This window comes from Streptococcus sp. DFI.7.26, assembly GCF_022240605.1.
In the GTDB taxonomy this organism is placed as follows: Bacteria; Bacillota; Bacilli; order Lactobacillales; family Streptococcaceae; genus Streptococcus; species Streptococcus xiaochunlingii.
On the sequence record NZ_JAKOGN010000001.1, the window covers coordinates 158,841 to 177,262 of the forward strand.

General features: G+C 41.5%; 14 protein-coding genes. 11 read left to right on the forward strand and 3 right to left on the reverse strand.

The genetic code is table 11. The features are described 5' to 3' along the window. The 5 genes from L0M85_RS00850 (at position 1) to L0M85_RS00870 (ending at position 6,081) form a co-directional block, all read left to right on the forward strand. Positions 1-714, forward strand: a complete 714-nt coding sequence (locus tag L0M85_RS00850) for an O-methyltransferase (RefSeq protein WP_238656146.1) — start codon at positions 1-3, stop codon at positions 712-714. A 77-nt stretch (positions 715-791) separates the two neighbouring features. After that, entirely contained in the window at positions 792-1,733 is a 942-nt protein-coding gene (gene prsA / locus L0M85_RS00855; RefSeq protein WP_238656149.1) for a peptidylprolyl isomerase PrsA, read from the forward strand. A 291-nt stretch (positions 1,734-2,024) separates the two neighbouring features. Beyond that, on the forward strand, positions 2,025-2,510 hold the full coding sequence (locus L0M85_RS00860) for an LURP-one-related family protein (RefSeq protein WP_048689253.1): 486 nt from the start codon (positions 2,025-2,027) through the stop codon (positions 2,508-2,510). 15 nt (positions 2,511-2,525) lie between these two features. Continuing rightward, positions 2,526-5,144 (forward strand): alanine--tRNA ligase, encoded by a 2,619-nt coding sequence (alaS, locus tag L0M85_RS00865; protein ID WP_061563770.1) that lies wholly within the window; start codon positions 2,526-2,528, stop codon positions 5,142-5,144. A gap of 280 nt (positions 5,145-5,424) precedes the next feature. Then, a complete protein-coding gene (locus tag L0M85_RS00870) occupies positions 5,425-6,081 on the forward strand; it encodes a type II CAAX endopeptidase family protein (protein ID WP_048689257.1) in 657 nt (218 codons plus the stop codon). Between the two features lie 150 nt (positions 6,082-6,231). On the opposite strand, the gene nrdF is transcribed toward L0M85_RS00870, so the two are convergent. From nrdF to nrdH, 3 genes are all read right to left on the reverse strand, one after another. Continuing rightward, entirely contained in the window at positions 6,232-7,191 is a 960-nt protein-coding gene (gene nrdF, locus L0M85_RS00875) for a class 1b ribonucleoside-diphosphate reductase subunit beta (protein WP_048689261.1), read from the reverse strand. A 123-nt stretch (positions 7,192-7,314) separates the two neighbouring features. Further along, positions 7,315-9,474 (reverse strand): class 1b ribonucleoside-diphosphate reductase subunit alpha, encoded by a 2,160-nt coding sequence (gene nrdE / locus L0M85_RS00880; RefSeq protein WP_048689264.1) that lies wholly within the window; start codon positions 9,472-9,474, stop codon positions 7,315-7,317. A gap of 132 nt (positions 9,475-9,606) precedes the next feature. Further along, a complete protein-coding gene (gene nrdH / locus L0M85_RS00885; RefSeq protein ID WP_006596951.1) occupies positions 9,607-9,825 on the reverse strand; it encodes a glutaredoxin-like protein NrdH in 219 nt (72 codons plus the stop codon). Positions 9,826-10,255: 430 nt separating this feature from the next. Between nrdH and L0M85_RS00890 the strand changes: the two genes are divergently transcribed. The 6 genes from L0M85_RS00890 to glgA all read left to right on the forward strand — a co-directional run bounded on the left by L0M85_RS00890 (position 10,256) and on the right by glgA (position 18,356). Continuing rightward, a complete protein-coding gene (locus L0M85_RS00890; RefSeq protein WP_006596636.1) occupies positions 10,256-10,519 on the forward strand; it encodes a phosphocarrier protein HPr in 264 nt (87 codons plus the stop codon). Between the two features lie 2 nt (positions 10,520-10,521). After that, positions 10,522-12,255 carry a phosphoenolpyruvate--protein phosphotransferase gene (gene ptsP / locus L0M85_RS00895; protein WP_238656151.1) on the forward strand — a complete coding sequence of 578 codons (1,734 nt, stop codon included), beginning with the start codon at positions 10,522-10,524 and terminating at the stop codon, positions 12,253-12,255. Positions 12,256-12,641: 386 nt separating this feature from the next. Further along, positions 12,642-14,543, forward strand: coding sequence for a 1,4-alpha-glucan branching protein GlgB (glgB, locus tag L0M85_RS00900; RefSeq protein ID WP_048789643.1), 1,902 nt, complete (start codon positions 12,642-12,644; stop codon positions 14,541-14,543). Positions 14,544-14,660: 117 nt separating this feature from the next. Next, entirely contained in the window at positions 14,661-15,803 is a 1,143-nt protein-coding gene (locus L0M85_RS00905; RefSeq protein ID WP_048789644.1) for a glucose-1-phosphate adenylyltransferase, read from the forward strand. Next, complete coding sequence (gene glgD / locus L0M85_RS00910) at positions 15,793-16,929, forward strand: glucose-1-phosphate adenylyltransferase subunit GlgD (RefSeq protein WP_048789645.1); 1,137 nt, start codon at positions 15,793-15,795, stop codon at positions 16,927-16,929. The genes L0M85_RS00905 and glgD overlap by 11 nt, the downstream gene beginning before the upstream one ends. Further along, on the forward strand, positions 16,929-18,356 hold the full coding sequence (gene glgA, locus L0M85_RS00915) for a glycogen synthase GlgA (RefSeq protein ID WP_238656153.1): 1,428 nt from the start codon (positions 16,929-16,931) through the stop codon (positions 18,354-18,356). The genes glgD and glgA overlap by 1 nt, the downstream gene beginning before the upstream one ends. Positions 18,357-18,422 lie beyond the last annotated feature (66 nt).

Consider the following 18,422-nt stretch of genomic DNA (forward strand, 5'->3'; position numbering starts at 1 on the left):
ATGGTTGAGTCTTACAGTAAGAATGCCAACCACAATATGCGCAGACCGGTTGTGAAGGAGGAAGTTGTCTCCTTCATGCGGAAGCGCCAAGCACCTGTTACGGATGCCTTAAAGGAGCTAGAAGAATTTGCTCGTCGGGAGAATATTCCCATCATCCCTCATGAAACGGTTGCTTTCTTCCGTCTCTTTTTGCAGACCATGAAACCCAAGTCGATCTTAGAAATCGGGACGGCGATTGGTTTTTCAGCCCTCTTGATGGCGGAGCAGGTACCTGATGCAAAAATTATGACCATTGATCGCAACGAGGAAATGATTGGTTTTGCCAAGGAAAACTTTGCTCGTTTTGACCAGCGCAAGCAAATCACCCTTTTAGAAGGGGATGCGGTGGACCTGCTAGAGCATATTGAGCAACGCTTTGACTTGATTTTTATGGATTCGGCTAAGTCTAAGTACATCGTCTTTCTCCCAGAAGTTCTCAAACGGTTGGAAGTTGGGGGAGTAGTCATTTTGGACGATATCTTCCAAGGAGGAGATGTGGCGCGTGATATTATGGAAGTTCGTCGTGGACAACGCACCATCTATCGAGGTTTGCAACGTCTCTTTGATGCCACTTTGGACCATCCTAGCTTGACGGCCAGTTTGATTCCCCTCGGAGATGGCATTCTTATGATTCGTAAAAATCAGGAAGAGATTTCTTTGCCGACAGAAGAGTAGCTTTTAGACTTATTTAAGTTATCCTGTTGAATTTGTGGTAAAATAGTAGCAGTGAATTTTAGAATGGAGAAAAAAACATGAAGAAAAAATTTGTAGCTGGAGCGGTGACCCTTTTATCAGTTGTAGCGCTAGCAGCTTGTGCAAAAGGTGGCAGTGACAAAGATATCGTCACAATGAAGGGGGATACCATCACTGTTGGTGACTTCTATGATGAAATCAAAAACAACCAAGGTGCCCAACAATACCTTTTCCAAATGACCATTAATAAAGTCTTTGAAAAAGAATACGGCTCAAAAGTCTCAGACAAAGATGTTGAGAAAAAAGTTGATGAGCAGAAAAAACAATTGGGTGAAGCCTTTAAGAGCTATCTCACTCAACAAGGTTTAACAGAAGAAACCAACAAACAACAAATCCGTAGCAATCTTTTGTTAGAGTATGCGGTTGACCAAGCTATTTCAAAAGAGTTGACAGACGAAGCTTACAAAAAAGCATTTGAAAGCTATACACCAGAAATCACTGCAAATGTGATAAAATTGGATTCAGAAGAAAAAGCGAATGAAGTTCTTGCAAGTGTAAAAGCTGAAGGCGCTGACTTTGCACAAATTGCCAAAGAAAACTCTACAGATGCTAGCACCAAAGATAAGGGTGGAGAAATTAAATTTGACTCTGGAACAACAACTGTTCCAACCCGTGTTAAGGAAGCAGCATCTAAGCTTGATGTAAATGGTATTTCTGATGTTGTCATTGTTCCTGCTAGTCAAAACAACGCTGGTAGTTACTATATTGTGAAAGTAACCAAGAAGGAAGAAAAAGGATCAGATTGGAAGAAATACGAAAAACGCTTGAAAGAAATTCTAACGGCAGATCGTAAAAATGATGCCAACTTTATCCGTAGCATCATTGCTAAAGCAATGACAAATGCCAATATCAAGGTGAAAGATGATGCCTTCAAGGCAACCTTCAACCAATATATGCAAAATATTGGTGCAACAACAGAAGGCAGCTCATCTTCTAAATAAGGATATTAGTTGACGACCATTGTATTTATCTGTATAATGAGATAGTTGAGAATAAATCATTTAGAATCGGATGCAGAGAAGTGGCGGGGGTGCGAGCCATGGAAGAGGAATGATTTTGCTACTCAATAGAACAATTACATAATCGAATGAAGAATGACAAGTTCATTGAATGAAGGTGGTACCGCGGTTTTTCGCCCTTCGTTAGTGAGCTTGTCTTTTTTTCAGCATCTTCTACCGGAGATCCTTTCTAATAAGAGAAAGGCCTTCCTATAGATTTGCAGGAGGAAACTGATGAAATCGTATCTGGTCAAACAAAAGTTTCGACTTGGAGGGGAACGCTTTGACATCAAAAATGATCTGGGAATGGTAGAATACCATGTAGAAGGTTCATTTTTTAAGATTCCTAAGACCTTTACTATCTATGATGTTGCTGGTGAACAGGTCAGTGAGATTAGTAAAGAAGTCTTAACTTTCCTACCACGTTTTAAAATTCAACTGAGTAACGGAGATAGTTTTTATATCCGTAAGAAGTTGACTTTTTGGAAGGATAAGTATGAATTTGATAATCTTGGTCTTCGCATCGAAGGAAACGTCTGGGATTTGAATTTTAAATTGCTAGATAACCGCGATCAAGTGATTGCCGAGATAACGAAAGAACTTTTCCATTTAACCTCAACTTATACCGTAACCGTCTATGAAGACTCTTATGCAGACCTAGTTATTTCTCTCTGCGTCGCAATTGACTATGTAGAAATGCTAGAAAGTCAATCAAGTTAGTAAAAAGGAGACATCATGAAACAATTATCTAGTGCACAAGTCCGCCAAATGTGGCTTGATTTCTGGGCGACCAAAGGTCACTCAGTAGAACCATCCGTTAGCTTGGTTCCAGTAAACGATCCAACCCTATTGTGGATTAACTCAGGGGTTGCAACCCTTAAGAAATACTTTGATGGGACTATCATTCCTGAAAATCCACGGATTACCAATGCGCAAAAAGCCATCCGTACCAACGATATCGAAAACGTAGGGAAGACGGCGCGTCACCATACTATGTTTGAAATGTTGGGGAACTTCTCAATTGGGGATTACTTCCGTGATGAAGCCATTACCTGGGCTTATGAACTTTTGACAAGTCCTGAATGGTTTGACTTCCCTAAAGACAAACTTTACATGACTTACTATCCAGATGACATAGATTCATACAATCGCTGGATTGAAGTGGGCGTGGATCCAAGTCACTTGATTCCTATTGAGGATAACTTCTGGGAAATCGGTGCGGGACCTTCTGGACCTGATACAGAAATCTTCTTTGACCGTGGAGAAGCCTTTGACCCAGAAAATATTGGAATTCGCCTTCTTGCGGAAGATATCGAAAACGATCGCTACATCGAAATCTGGAATATCGTTTTGTCACAATTTAATGCGGACCCAGCGGTTCCTCGTAGTGAATACAAGGAATTGCCGCACAAGAACATTGATACGGGCGCTGGTTTGGAGCGTTTGGTGGCGGTGATCCAAGGGGCTAAGACCAACTTTGAAACAGACCTCTTCATGCCAATCATCCGTGAAGTTGAGAAATTATCTGGTAAGGTTTATGACCAAGATGGCGATAATATGAGCTTCAAGGTTATTGCAGACCATATCCGTTCGCTTTCATTTGCTATCGGTGATGGTGCCCTTCCTGGAAATGAAGGTCGTGGTTATGTCCTTCGTCGTCTTCTCCGTCGTGCTTCTATGCATGGTCAAAAATTAGGTATCAATGAGCCTTTCCTTTACAAACTGGTTCCAACTGTTGGCAAAATCATGGAAAGCTACTACCCAGAAGTGCTTGAAAAACGTGACTTTATTGAAAAAATCGTCAAGAGCGAAGAAGAGTCATTTGCCCGTACTCTTCACTCAGGTCAGAACTTTGCCCAAGGTATTGTCGCAGACTTGAAAGAAAAAGGCCAAACAGTTATCGCAGGTCAAGATGTCTTCAAACTCTACGATACTTATGGATTCCCAATGGAGTTGACAGAAGAAATCGCTGAAGAAGCTGGTATGACAGTCGACCGTGAAGGTTTTGAAGCAGCCATGAAAGAGCAGCAAGAACGTGCGCGTGCTTCAGCTGTTAAAGGCGGCTCCATGGGGATGCAAAACGAAACCCTTCAAAACATTACTGTTGAGAGTGTCTTCAACTACAATGCAAGTCAATTGCCTTCAAAATTGGTGGCTATCGTAGCAGATAACGCAGAAGTAGAAGCTGTTTCAGAAGGAACTGCATCTCTTATCTTTGCAGAAACTCCATTCTACGCTGAAATGGGTGGACAAGTAGCTGACCATGGTCAAATTTTGGATGCTAAAGGAAATGTCGTAGCAACTGTAACAGACGTTCAAAAAGCACCAAACGGACAAGCTCTTCATACTGTTGAAGTTCTTGCTCCACTTGCTTTGAACCAAGAATATACCTTGGCGATAGATACGAACCGTCGTCACCGTGTCATGAAGAACCACACAGCGACTCACTTGCTCCATGCAGCTCTTCACAATATCCTTGGCCACCATGCTACTCAAGCAGGATCTCTTAACGAAGTAGAATTCCTTCGCTTTGACTTCACCCACTTCCAGGCAGTAACTCCTGAAGAATTGCGGGCTATTGAGCAACAAGTCAATGAGAAGATTTGGGAAGCCATCGCAGTGGAAACAGTTGAGACTGACATTGATACAGCTAAAGAAATGGGAGCTATGGCCCTCTTTGGTGAGAAATACGGTAAAGAAGTCCGTGTTGTCACCATCGGTGACTACTCAGTGGAACTCTGTGGCGGTACCCATGTAAGCAATACTTCTGAAATCGGTCTCTTCAAGATTGTCAAAGAAGAAGGGATTGGATCAGGAACTCGCCGTATCTTGGCAGTGACTGGTAAAGAAGCCTTCGAAGCTTACCGTGAACAAGAAGATGCTCTAAAAGCAGTCGCAGCAACCTTGAAAGCCCCTCAACTCAAGGAAGTACCTCACAAGGTTGAAGGACTTCAAGAGCAACTTCGTCAATTGCAAAAAGAAAATGCTGAATTGAAGGAAAAAGCAGCAGCAGCGGTAGCAGGCGATGTCTTCAAGGATGTTCAAGAAGCAAATGGACACCGTTATATTGCCAGCCAAGTTTCAGTTTCAGATGCAGGTGCCCTTCGTACCTTTGCAGATAACTGGAAACAAAAAGACTACTCTGATGTCCTGGTTCTTGTCGCAGCAATTGGTAACAAGGTCAACCTTCTCGTAGCCAGCAAGAACAAAGATATCCACGCAGGTAACTTGGTTAAAGAATTGGCTCCAATCGTCGATGGACGTGGTGGTGGTAAACCAGACATGGCCATGGCAGGAGGAAGCAACCAAGCGAAAATCCAAGAATTGTTGGATGCCGTAGCAATTAAATTGTAAGCAACAAGAGATCTACCTTCGGGTAGGTCTTTTTGTATGGTAAACTGTTAAATCTTTGTAAAAACTTTTTAAGAAGTACTTGTAATTTTTGATAAATACATTACAATAAATATATAGGAAAAAGAAAGTGTCTTAGATATTGCTCCATTGTCGATTTGAAGGCGCAGTCCGAGGCCCTCATAAAAATCCTAAGTTTGACAGCATAATAAATAATCAAAGGTAGATAATTGAATTAAAAAATAGACTTGGAATAGGAATCGAAAGGAAAAAGGAGTGTTGTATGAAGGGGAACAGTATCTGGAAAAATGTTGGTTTGTATGCCTTGGTGGTCTTCTCTCATTTTATTTTATTTTCGAGGATTCTTGCTAGTTGCTTGAATGTTCTCGTTGAGGGAGGTTCCGAGCCTCTCATTCTCTTGATATTCGCTTTGGTATCTGCTCTCTATATTTTTGGTTTGTGGAAATGGTACCAAAAGGGTTGGAAACTTGAGGTTAAAAAGACCAAACTGACGTCCACGATATGGTTACCCATTGGATTATTAGTTGCCTTTATTGCTCTTCAAGCCTTGGTCTCGGGTGAATCGTCTAATAATCAAAGAAGTATTGAGTTTTTCTTGGAGTTATTTCCTGCCTTCGTTTTTTTCTATATTATTTTTATTGCTCCCATTATTGAAGAATTCATAACTAGAGGCTTAATGGCCAAGTATCTATTTTCAAAGCAAGAAACCCTAGGACAGACCTTGCTCTATATTGCTCTTTCTTCTAGTTTATTTTCTTTTCTCCATCTTCCGTCTAGTCTAGGGCAATTTCTAATTTACTTTATAATGGGTTCAATTTTCGCTTTAGCGTATCTGACTAAGGAAGATATTCGTTATGCCATTGCCCTGCATATAGCAAATAACCTGATCGCTTCTCTCCTTATCTTCTTGCTTCAATAAAGAAGAATGGGGACTAACATACCTACCAAATCAGCCCTTTCCAAATCTGGAAAGGACTGATTTGTTTATTTGAGATAGTTTCTTCTGCAGCAAGGCTAATTTTTAGCATAAAAAAACAAAAAAACCTTTCCATCTGGAAAGGTTTTTGTCTTATAGGCCATAGTTGTAATCGTCATCCTGCATGGCTTCTACTTCACCGAGAAGATAACCATTTCCGACTTGAGAGAAGAAGTCGTGGTTGGATGTACCGGTTGAGATCCCGTTCATGACGATTGGGTTGACATCATCCGCTGAGTCAGGGAAAAGGGGATCTTGTCCCAAATTCATGAGGGCTTTGTTAGCATTGTAGCGAAGGAAGGTCTTGACTTCCTCTGTCCAACCCACACCGTCATAGAGGCTCTCTGTATAGCCTTCTTCGTTTTCATAGAGGGTGTAGAGCAGGTCATACATCCATTCTCTGAGTTTTTCTTGCTCGTCTTCTGGTAATTCGTTAAATCCAAGTTGGAACTTGTAGCCGATATAGGTTCCGTGAACAGATTCGTCACGAATGATCAACTTGATGATTTCTGCCACGTTGGCCAACTTGTTGTTTCCAAGATAGTAGAGCGGTGTGAAGAAACCAGAGTAGAAGAGGAAGGTTTCAAGGAAGACGCTGGCTACTTTCTTTTCAAGGGGAGTCCCATTGAGGTAGATCTCGTTGATGATTTCTGCCTTCTTTTGAAGGAAGGGATTGGTATTGGTCCATTCAAAAATCTCTTCGATTTCTGACTTGGTATTCAAGGTAGAAAAGATAGAAGAGTAAGACTTAGCATGAACAGATTCCATGAATTGGATGTTGTTAAAGACAGCTTCTTCATGAGGAGTACGAATATCCGCACGAAGGGCTTGCACACCCGTTTCGGATTGCATGGTATCCAAGAGTGTCAATCCACCAAAGACTTTACCAACTAGGTCTTTTTCTTTATTCGACAACTTTCTCCAGTCATCCAAGTCGTTTGACAAAGGGATACGTGTATCCAACCAGAATTGTTCGGTTAGCTTTTCCCAAGTCGATTTATCGATGACATCCTCGATGGCATTCCAGTTAATGGCTTTGTAGTAAGTTTCCATTTGAAATCTCTTTCTTTTTCTAATTCATTCGATCATACAATCATTATTATTCTAACACAATTGTTAGAATACTGCACAAAAAGTCGGCGAACCGACTTTTTGGTAGCAATGGATCAGAGTGTCTTAGATGACACAGCTTTCACATTGGTTCGCGCCAACTTCTCCACCATCATCAGTAAAGGTACGGACGTAGTAGATAGACTTGATTCCCTTGTTAAAGGCGTAGTTGCGAAGGATAGACAAGTCACGAGTGGTTTGTTTGTTTTCAGTTTTCCATTCGTAAAGCCCTTTTGGAATGTCACTGCGCATGAAGAGAGTCAGTGAGAGTCCTTGGTCTACATGCTCAGTAGCCGCAGCATAGACATCGATGACTTTACGCATATCCATGTCGTAGGCAGAAGTGTAGTAAGGAATGGTTTCCGTCGACAATCCTGCTGCAGGATAGTAGATCTTCCCGATTTTCTTCTCTTGGCGTTCTTCAATCCGTTGTGTGATTGGGTGGATAGAAGCAGATACGTCATTGATGTAGCTGATAGAACCATTTGGTGCGACAGCCAAGCGGTTTTGGTGGTAAAGACCATCTGCCTTTACTTTATCACGGAGTTCAGCCCAGTCTTCTGCACTAGGAATGAAGATATCTTTAAAGAGTTCTTTGACGCGATCAGATTTTGGTACAAATTCTCCGGTTGTGTACTTATCAAAGTAGCTACCGTTGGCATAGTCTGATTTTTCAAAGTTGTGGAAGGTAACACCACGTTCACGCGCGATATTGTTGGATTCTACGAGGGTCCAGTAGTTCATGAGCATGAAGTAGATGCTCGTAAACTCAACAGACTCAGGTGATCCGTATTCGATCAATTGTTGGGCAAGGTAGCTGTGAAGTCCCATGGCTCCAAGACCAAAGGTATGCGCTTGGCTATTTCCGTGGTCAATTGTTGGAACAGCTACAATGTGAGAGCTATCTGTGACGAAGGTCAAGGCACGAACCATAGCTCGGATGGAACGACCAAAGTCAGGTGAGGTCATCATGTTAACCACATTGGTTGAACCAAGGTTACATGAGACGTCAGTCCCCATTTTAATGAATTCTTGAGCATCGTTGATCAAGCTTGGCTCTTGAACCTGGAGGATCTCTGAACACAAGTTACTCATGATGATCTTGCCATCAACTGGGTTTGCACGGTTAGCAATATCAATGTTGACAACATATGGGTAACCAGATTCTTGTTGCAATTTAGAAATTTCAGTTTCCAAATCACGGGCCTTAATTTTTGTCTTGCGGATATTTGGATTAGCGACCAACTCATCGTATTTTTCAGTGATGTCGATGTAGTTGAATGGCACTCCGTATTCACGCTCTACAGAGTATGGGCTGAAGAGATACATTTCTTCATTCTTACGAGCCAACTCGTAGAACTTGTCTGGCACGACGACACCAAGTGAAAGGGTCTTAACCCGAACTTTTTCATCGGCATTTTCTTTCTTAGTAGAAAGGAAGGCGATAATATCTGGGTGGAAGACGTTAAGGTAAACCACCCCAGCACCTTGGCGTTGTCCCAATTGGTTAGAGTAAGAGAAGCTATCTTCGAAGAGTTTCATGACTGGTACTACCCCAGAAGCGGCTCCTTCATAGCCCTTGATTGGTGCTCCAGCTTCACGAAGGTTGCTGAGGGAGATTCCAACCCCACCACCGATACGAGACAGTTGAAGGGCAGAGTTGATGGAACGACCGATCGCATTCATATCATCGGTTACCTGAATCAAGAAACAAGAAACCAATTCCCCACGGCGGGCACGTCCGGCATTTAAGAAAGAAGGAGTAGCTGGTTGGTAGCGTTGGTGGATGATTTCATTTGCGATGTCTTTAGCAATTTCTTCATTTCCATCCGCAAAATAGAGAGCATTGAAGAAGACGCGGTCTTCCATGCTTTCGAGATAGTACTCTCCATCATTTGTTTTCAGAGCATACTGGTTATAGAATTTATAGGCAGCCATGAAGGACTTGAATTGGAAGTTTTGATCTTTGATAAATTGGGCCAATTCTTCCAAAAATTCAGGACGGTACTTCTGAATGAAGGCTGTTTCGATATAGTTGTATTCAATAAGGTAGTTGATTTTATCCGTTATTGAATCAAAGGCCATGGTATTTGGCACAACATTTTCTTTGAAGAAAGCATCCAAGGCTTCTTTATCTTTATGAAGCATGATTTGACCGTTAACTGGACGGTTGATTTCATTATTAAGACGGAAGTAGGTTACGTCTTCAAGTGATTTTAATCCCATAATGTTCCTTTTTCTAATTCAAAAATAAAGGGGAGGCAAGCTCCCCTGTACAAGTAAAAGGGCCAGGGGAACACTGTAGTAGAGAACTACAGTATTCCATTCCCTAGACCAATCAGATCCTGTTTGATAGTTTTAAGATAATTTCTTGAGCTTAGCTGGTTGGAAGCCAGAAAAGACTTCATCTGCCGTTTGGATAACTGGTGCAGCGTTGAAACCAAGGTTCTTCACATGGTCTACAAACTCAGGTTGCTCATCTAGATTAATTTCACGGTATTCAACGTGATTGGTATCTAAAAAACGTTTGGTCATTTTACATTGAACGCAATTATTTTTTGAATAAATTGTCACCATAATGTGATCTAACTCCTCTAAATTCATAAATCTGTTTCTAGTATAAACAAAAGGTTTTTCCTTGTCAAGAGTTTTAACTAAATATTGTGCACATAAATTAACTATATCGAAGGATACCACAATATGTAGTATTGTAAGAATTAGTGAAAATTGAGGAAAACGTGATAAAATATAGGTTTTTTAAGTCAAAGGAATTCGAACCATTTTCCTAAAATTCTATATACTGTGTCCATGAAAGCAATTCTATTTATTTAATAGAAGAAAGTAAAAAAGTAGTTTAAAAGAAGAGAAAAAATGAGTGCTTCCTGTAAGTATTTTCAGTAAGTGTGTGATAAAAATCTTGAAAAATAATGAAGAAGATGATATAATAGCAAATTGTAAGGGTTATCACAGATAACTCAAAAACTAATTTTAAAAGGAGAGTCAAACTATGGCTTCTAAAGATTTCCACATCGTGGCAGAAACAGGTATCCACGCACGTCCAGCAACTTTGTTGGTTCAAACTGCTAGCAAATTTGCTTCAGATATTACTCTTGAATACAAAGGTAAATCAGTTAACTTGAAATCAATCATGGGTGTTATGAGCCTTGGTGTTGGTCAAGGAGCTGACGTTGTAATCTCAGCTGAAGGTGCTGACGCTGATGATGCTCTTGCAGCAATCGCTGAAACAATGGAAAAAGAAGGATTGGCATAAACATGACAGAAATGCTTAAAGGAATTGCAGCATCTGATGGTGTTGCCGTTGCTAAGGCATATCTACTTGTTCAACCCGACTTGTCATTTGAAACAATCTCAGTTGAAGATACAAATGCAGAAGAAGCTCGTTTGGATGCAGCTCTTGAAGCTTCACAGAACGAGCTTTCTCTTATTCGGGAGAATGCAGTAGCGAGCCTTGGTGAGGAAGCGGCACAAGTATTTGATGCTCACATGATGGTCCTTTCTGACCCTGAAATGGTTGGTCAGATCAAGGAAACAATTCGCACGAAGAAGGTGAATGCTGAGGCTGGTTTAAAAGAAGTCACAGACATGTTTATCACCATCTTTGAAGGAATGGAAGATAACCCATACATGCAAGAACGTGCAGCAGATATTCGCGACGTGACCAAACGTGTTCTTGCAAACTTGCTTGGTAAGAAATTGCCAAACCCTGCAACCATCAATGAAGAAGCAATCGTGGTTGCGCATGACTTGACTCCATCCGATACCGCTCAATTAAACAAACAGTTTGTTAAAGCCTTTGTTACAAACATTGGTGGACGTACAAGTCACTCAGCTATCATGGCGCGTACACTTGAAATTGCAGCGGTTCTTGGTACAAACAACATTACAGATCTTGTAAAAGATGGTGATGTGTTGGCTGTATCTGGAATCACTGGTGAAGTGGTCATCAACCCAAGTGAAGAACAAATTGCAGCCTTTAAAGTAGCTGGTGAAGCTTACGCTAAACAAAAAGCTGAATGGGCTCTTTTGAAAGATGCCAAAACTGTTACTGCAGATGGCAAACACTTCGAGTTGGCTGCTAACATCGGTACACCTAAAGACGTTGAAGGTGTGAACGAAAATGGTGCAGAAGCTGTTGGTCTCTATCGTACTGAATTCTTGTACATGGATTCTCAAGATTTCCCAACTGAAGATGATCAATATGAAGCATACAAAGCGGTTCTTGAAGGAATGAACGGTAAACCTGTTGTCGTTCGTACAATGGATATCGGTGGGGATAAAGAACTTCCTTACTTCGATCTTCCTAAAGAAATGAACCCATTTTTGGGTTACCGTGCGTTGCGTATCTCTATCTCTGAAACAGGTAACCAAATGTTCCGTACACAATTGCGTGCTTTGCTTCGTGCATCTGTTCACGGTAAATTGCGGATCATGTTCCCAATGGTTGCTTTGTTGACAGAGTTCCGTACGGCTAAAGGTATTCTGGAAGAAGAAAAAGCGAAATTGGTTGCTGAAGGTGTTGCAGTTGCTGACGACATCGAAGTAGGGATCATGATTGAAATCCCAGCAGCAGCGATGTTGGCTGATCAATTTGCCAAAGAAGTTGACTTCTTCTCAATTGGTACAAACGACTTGATCCAATACACCATGGCTGCTGACCGTATGAACGAACAAGTTTCATACCTTTACCAACCATATAACCCATCAATCCTTCGTTTGATCAACAATGTGATCAAAGCAGCTCACGCTGAAGGTAAATGGGCTGGTATGTGTGGTGAAATGGCTGGTGACCAAACAGCTGTTCCTCTTCTTGTCGGAATGGGCTTGGATGAGTTTTCTATGTCAGCTACATCTGTCCTTCGTACACGTAGCTTGATGAAGAAACTTGACACAGCTAAGATGCAAGAATACGCCAATCGTGCTCTTACTGAATGTTCAACTATGGAAGAAGTGCTTGAACTTTCTAAAGAATACGTGAACGTAGACTAATTGATCTTAAAAATCTGATAAAAGTTATCACCTTGGAAGAGGTGGTAGCTTTTTTATTTTAAACCTGTATTTGTTTCTTTAAATGAAGTAGCTGAACAAAAATAGAGTTGTTGTCACTATATCAAAACAAAAAAACTAAATTTTCTAAAAATTATCGGAAATAGGTTTAATTACAATTATTTTTATAGTATAATATTGGAAAGATAGTTTGAAAACTGAACAATTATGAATCTATTTTAGGAAATTTCAGGGAAACAATGAAAATTTCAAATTCTTTTCATAATTTTTCATCGTATTATTCAAGAAAAAATCTTGAATATTTCAACTATTTATAGTAGAATAATATCAATAGGAAGCGCTTACATAAAAGCGAGAGAGGTGAGTGAATGGATACGAAACAAGCATTGTATACATTTGGAACCGGAGAGAACTTTCATCTTCAACATTATCTAGGGGCTCATAAAGAGCAAGTAGATGGTGTGGAAGGGTATAGTTTCCGTGTATGGGCTCCAAATGCTCAGGCAGTACACCTGGTAGGTGATTTCACCCAATGGGAAGAAAATGAAATTCCTATGGTAAGAAACGAAGCTGGTGTTTGGGAAGTTTTTACAACTGCACCTCAAGTTGGCGATATCTATAAGTTCCATGTTACAAGACAAAATGGCCACCGCTTGATGAAGGTGGATCCTTTAGCAGTCCGCATGGAAAAACGTCCGGGTACTGGAGCGGTTATTACAGATATTCCGGAACGGAAATGGAAAGATGGACTCTGGATGGCTAGACGGAGAAAACTTGGCTTTAGATCTCGTCCAGTAAATATTTATGAAGTTCATGCCGGTTCATGGAAACGCAATGAAGATGGAAGTCCTTATTCATTTGCTCAGTTGAAGGAAGACTTGATTCCCTACTTGGTAAAAATGAACTATACCCATGTGGAGTTCATGCCGGTGATGGCTCACCCGCTTGGATTAAGTTGGGGCTACCAATTGATGGGTTACTTTGCCTTAGAGCATACCTACGGAACACCGGAAGAGTTTCAGGATTTCGTTGAGGCCTGTCACTTGAATAACATCGGGGTGATTGTGGACTGGGTGCCGGGTCACTTTACTATCAATGATGATGCCTTGGCTTATTACGATGGAACACCTACTTTTGAATACCAGGACCACCATCGTGCCCACAACTATGGCTGGGGAGCAATGAACTTTGACCTAGGGAAAAACCAGGTTCAATCCTTCCTCATCTCTAGTGTAAAATTCTGGATTGAGTTTTACCATTTGGATGGAATCCGGGTCGATGCGGTCAGCAACATGCTTTACTTAGACTACGATAGTGGTCCATGGACACCAAATATTGATGGTGGAAATCTCAACTATGAGGGGATCCATTTCCTTAAGCGGATGAATGCTGTGATTAAATCAGAACATCCGGATGTCATCATGGCAGCGGAGGAAAGTTCATCTGGCACCAAGATCACTGGTCCAGAAGAGTATGGCGGTTTAGGATTTGACTACAAGTGGAATATGGGCTGGATGAATGATATCCTTCGCTTCTATGAGGAAGATCCTATTTATCGGAAATTTGATTTCAACTTGGTGACCTTTAGCTTTATGTATGCTTTCTCTGAAAACTTCTTGTTGCCATTCTCTCATGATGAAGTGGTCCACGGGAAGAAGAGTCTCATGCATAAGATGTGGGGAGATCGCTACAACCAGTTCGCTGGCTTGCGCAACCTCTTGACCTATCAGATTTGTCACCCAGGTAAGAAATTGCTCTTCATGGGTTCAGAGTTTGGCCAATTCTTAGAATGGAAGTCTGAAGAACAGCTAGAATGGTCCAATCTAGAAGATGACATGAACCGCAAGATGCAAGAGTTTACTTCACAGCTCAATCAATTCTACAAAGATAACAAGATGCTCTGGGAAATTGATGATAGCTATGATGGTATTGAGATTATTGATGCAGATAACCGAGATCAGAGTGTCTTGACCTTTACTCGTAAGGATAAAAAAGGAAATCATCTGCTTTGTATCTTTAATATGGCACCAGTAGAGCGCAAGGACTTTACAGTCGGCGTCCCTGTTGCTGGGGTCTATGAAGAAATTTGGAATACAGAACTAGAGAAATGGGGAGGTGTCTGGAAAGAGCACAACCAGGAAGTGAAGACTCAAGAGGGATTATGGAAAGATTATCCACAAACCTTGACCTTCACCTTACCGGCTCTTGGAGCCAGTGTATGGAAAGTGAAACGAAAACTTCGTTCCAATGTGTCTAAAACAAAAAAATAGTTGTTGGTGATCTACTGATCGCAGTCTATGATCCCATTCCTAAGTCTGTAGAAGAGGCCACAGTGCCTCTCCTCAGAGGTGGGAAGAAGGTCTCGTCAATCCAAAAAGGAGTAATCAATGAAGAATGAAATGCTAGCTCTGATCCTTGCTGGTGGGCAAGGAACTCGCCTTGGAAAACTCACTCAAAGCATTGCCAAACCTGCAGTGCAATTTGGTGGACGTTATCGTATTATTGACTTTGCCTTATCCAACTGTGCCAACTCAGGTATCCACAATGTTGGCGTGATTACTCAGTATCAACCGCTTGCCTTAAACAACCATATCGGAAATGGTTCCAGTTGGGGTCTTGATGGTATTAATACTGGGGTTTCTATCCTTCAACCTTATTCTGCAAGTGAAGGAAATCGTTGGTTTGAAGGAACAAGTCATGCGATTTTCCAAAATATCGACTACATCGATAGCATCAATCCAGAGTATGTGTTGATCCTTTCTGGAGACCATATCTACAAGATGGACTATGACGACATGCTTCAGTCTCACAAAGATCACAATGCCAGCCTTACAGTAGCTGTATTAGATGTACCTTTAAAAGAAGCTAGCCGTTTCGGAATTATGAATACGGATGCCAACAATCGAATTGTCGAATTTGAAGAAAAACCTGCAGAGCCAAAATCAACAAAAGCTTCTATGGGGATCTACATTTTTGACTGGTCTCGTCTTCGCAACATGCTAGTGGCTGCAGAGAAGAGTGACATCGATATGTCTGACTTTGGTAAAAACGTTATTCCAACTTATCTTGAATCTGGAGAAAGCGTCTATGCTTATGAATTCAAGGGCTATTGGAAAGACGTGGGGACTATTGAATCTCTCTGGGAAGCGAATATGGAATATATTGATCCAAACAATGCCTTGGACAGCCGGGATCGTCACTGGAAGATTTATTCTCGTAACTTGATTTCACCACCAAACTTATTTGGCGAACATGCCCATATTGAAGATTCCTTGGTAGTGGATGGCTGCTTGGTAGACGGAACAGTAAAACATTCTATCTTGTCTACGGAAGCACAAGTTCGTAAAGGTGCAGTCGTTGAAGATTCTGTCGTCATGAGTGGTGCCATTATCGGTCAAGGTGCTGTGATTAAACGTGCTATTATCGGTGAAGGAGCAGTTGTTTCAGAAGGTGTTGTCATCGATGGAACGGAAGAAGTACAAGTCGTTGGATATAACGAAAAAGTGGGGGTAGCAACAGATGAAGATTGATAAGTATTCAGCTATTTTAGGAAACACAGTAGGCTTCCATGATATGTCATCATTGACAGATCATCGTCCTGTTGCCAGTCTGCCATTTGATGGAAAATATCGCTTGATCGACTTCCCGCTTTCTAGCCTCGCTAATGCAGGAATTCGAAGTGTATTTGGTATCTTCCAGCAAGAAAATATCAGTTCTGTCTTTGACCATATTCGCTCTGGTCGTGAGTGGGGCTTGTCAACCCTCTTGAGTCACTACTATCTCGGTATCTACAACACTCCAGTAGAAAGTTCAAACGTTGGCAAAGAATACTACGAGCAACTCTTGACCTATTTGAAACGCTCTGGTTCAAACCAGACAGTCGCTCTGAACTGTGACGTCTTGGTGAATATTGATTTGAACCAGGTTTTCCATTTGCATAATACCATTGATGCACCTATTACAGTCGTATACAAAAAGATGCATCAACGGGATATCTCAGAAGTAAATGCAATCTTGGATATTGATGAGACAGACCATGTGACTGGTCAAAAATTGTTTGAAGGCCAAGATCCTGAAGCACTTTACAATATGTCGACCGACATCTTTATTGTGGACACTCCTTGGTTGATTGAAAAATTGGAGCAAGAAGTTCATAAGGAACATCCAGAAAAACTGCGTTATATCTTACGTGATTTAGCGGTTGAATATGGGGCATTCGCTTTTGAATACACTGGCTATATTGCTAATATTCACTCTGTTGAATCCTACTACCGCGCTAATCTTGACATGTTGGAAACTCAGAAATTCATGTCTCTCTTCTCACCAAATCAAAAGATTTATACCAAGGTGAAAAATGAAGAGCCAACTTACTATGCGACTGGTTCGCAAATTAAGAATTCGCAATTTGCCTCAGGAAGCATTGTCGAAGCTTTGGTACATGATTCTGTCATCTCTCGTCGTGTTCATCTCCATAAGGGGGCAGAAATTCGTAGCAGTCTCTTGTTCCCAGGTGTTGTTGTCCATGAGGGAGCAGTCGTAGAGCATGCGATTCTTGACAAGGGTGTCGTAGTTGAAACTGGCGTTACCATTCGTGGAACCAAAGAGGCACCTCTTGTGATTAAAAAAGGTGCTGTGATTACAGAGGATATTGGATAATGAAATTATTGTTTGTTGCAGCTGAAGGAGCTCCTTTCTCAAAAACAGGGGGCTTGGGAGATGTCATTGGGGCACTTCCTAAATCCTTGGCTAAAAAAGGCCATGATGTTCGTGTCGTCCTCCCCTACTACGACATGGTAGAGGCGAAATTTGGCGACCAAGTTGAAGATGTGCTACACTTCGAGACCAGAGTGGGATGGAGAAGTGAATACGTTGGTGTGAAACGCATCTATCGTGATGGTGTCACCTTCTATTTTATTGATAACCAGAAATATTTCTTTAGAGGACATGTCTACGGAGATTTTGATGATGGCGAGCGCTTTGCCTACTTCCAATTGGCAACGCTGGAGATGATGGAACGAGTCGACTTTATTCCAGATATCATCCATGTTCATGATTATCATACCGCCATGATTCCTTTCCTTCTTAAGGAAAAATATCGTTGGATTCAAGCATACAATGGTATTAAGTCTGTCTTGACCATCCATAATCTAGAGTTCCAAGGGCAGTTTGACCCAGGAATGCTGTGGGATTTGTTTGGAGTTGGATTTGAGCGCTATGAAGATGGAACCCTTCGTTGGAAGGATTGCTTGAACTGGATGAAGGCTGGGATCCTCTATGCTGATCGTGTGACCACTGTTTCGCCAAGTTACGGTTATGAAATCATGACGGCTGAATATGGTTGCGGACTCGATCAAATCTTGCGGATGGAATCTGGTAAATTAACGGGGATTGTGAATGGAATCGATACAGACCTCTACAATCCTGAGAAAGATCCCCTCTTGACCTATCATTTCAGTAAAGATGATTTATCAGGGAAAGCAGCAAGTAAGCGGGCTCTTCAGGAACGTGTCGGACTTCCGGTACGTGATGATGTTCCCTTGTTTGGGATTGTCTCTCGTTTGACCCGACAAAAAGGCTTTGATGTGGTGGTTGAAGAACTCCACAACCTTCTACAAAAGGATATCCAAATTGTTCTTTTGGGAACCGGAGATCCTGGCTTTGAGCAAGCCTTTGCTTGGTTTGGTCAAGCTTATCCAGATAAGCTATCTGCTAATATCATGTTTGACGTGCAGTTGGCGCAAGAAATCTATGCCGCTTCGGATGTCTTCTTGATGCCGAGCCGATTTGAACCATGTGGACTTTCTCAAATGATGGCTATGCGCTACGGCACCTTGCCATTGGTTCACGAGGTAGGGGGACTGCGTGATACAGTGCAAGCCTACAATGTCATCGATGGCAGTGGTACTGGATTTAGCTTTAACAACCTATCTGGTTATTGGTTAAACTGGGCTGTTGATCAAGCTTTGACGGTCTATACTCACGATAAGAATGCTTGGTACGGTCTCCAAAGAGAAGCCATGAGCCGTGATTTCTCTTGGGATACGGCTAGTCAACACTATGCGGATCTCTATCAGTCCTTGTAAAATAAATCTCTAAAAACGCCTATTTCTAGGCGTTTTTTTGTTGCGAAGAAAGGAAGAGGCACTACT

Excerpts from the sequence above, each read along its gene's own strand:
- nrdE (WP_048689264.1), bottom strand. The coding sequence starts at position 9,474 with ATGGGATTAAAATCACTTGAAGACGTAACCTACTTCCGTCTTAATAAT.
- L0M85_RS00905 (WP_048789644.1), top strand. The coding sequence starts at position 14,661 with ATGAAGAATGAAATGCTAGCTCTGATCCTTGCTGGTGGGCAAGGAACT.
- L0M85_RS00890 (WP_006596636.1), top strand. The coding sequence starts at position 10,256 with ATGGCTTCTAAAGATTTCCACATCGTGGCAGAAACAGGTATCCACGCA.
- ptsP (WP_238656151.1), top strand. The coding sequence starts at position 10,522 with ATGACAGAAATGCTTAAAGGAATTGCAGCATCTGATGGTGTTGCCGTT.
- nrdH (WP_006596951.1), bottom strand. The coding sequence starts at position 9,825 with ATGGTGACAATTTATTCAAAAAATAATTGCGTTCAATGTAAAATGACC.
- glgD (WP_048789645.1), top strand. The coding sequence starts at position 15,793 with ATGAAGATTGATAAGTATTCAGCTATTTTAGGAAACACAGTAGGCTTC.
- L0M85_RS00870 (WP_048689257.1), top strand. The coding sequence starts at position 5,425 with ATGAAGGGGAACAGTATCTGGAAAAATGTTGGTTTGTATGCCTTGGTG.
- glgA (WP_238656153.1), top strand. The coding sequence starts at position 16,929 with ATGAAATTATTGTTTGTTGCAGCTGAAGGAGCTCCTTTCTCAAAAACA.
- prsA (WP_238656149.1), top strand. The coding sequence starts at position 792 with ATGAAGAAAAAATTTGTAGCTGGAGCGGTGACCCTTTTATCAGTTGTA.
- L0M85_RS00860 (WP_048689253.1), top strand. The coding sequence starts at position 2,025 with ATGAAATCGTATCTGGTCAAACAAAAGTTTCGACTTGGAGGGGAACGC.
- nrdF (WP_048689261.1), bottom strand. The coding sequence starts at position 7,191 with ATGGAAACTTACTACAAAGCCATTAACTGGAATGCCATCGAGGATGTC.
- alaS (WP_061563770.1), top strand. The coding sequence starts at position 2,526 with ATGAAACAATTATCTAGTGCACAAGTCCGCCAAATGTGGCTTGATTTC.
- glgB (WP_048789643.1), top strand. The coding sequence starts at position 12,642 with ATGGATACGAAACAAGCATTGTATACATTTGGAACCGGAGAGAACTTT.
- L0M85_RS00850 (WP_238656146.1), top strand. The coding sequence starts at position 1 with ATGGTTGAGTCTTACAGTAAGAATGCCAACCACAATATGCGCAGACCG.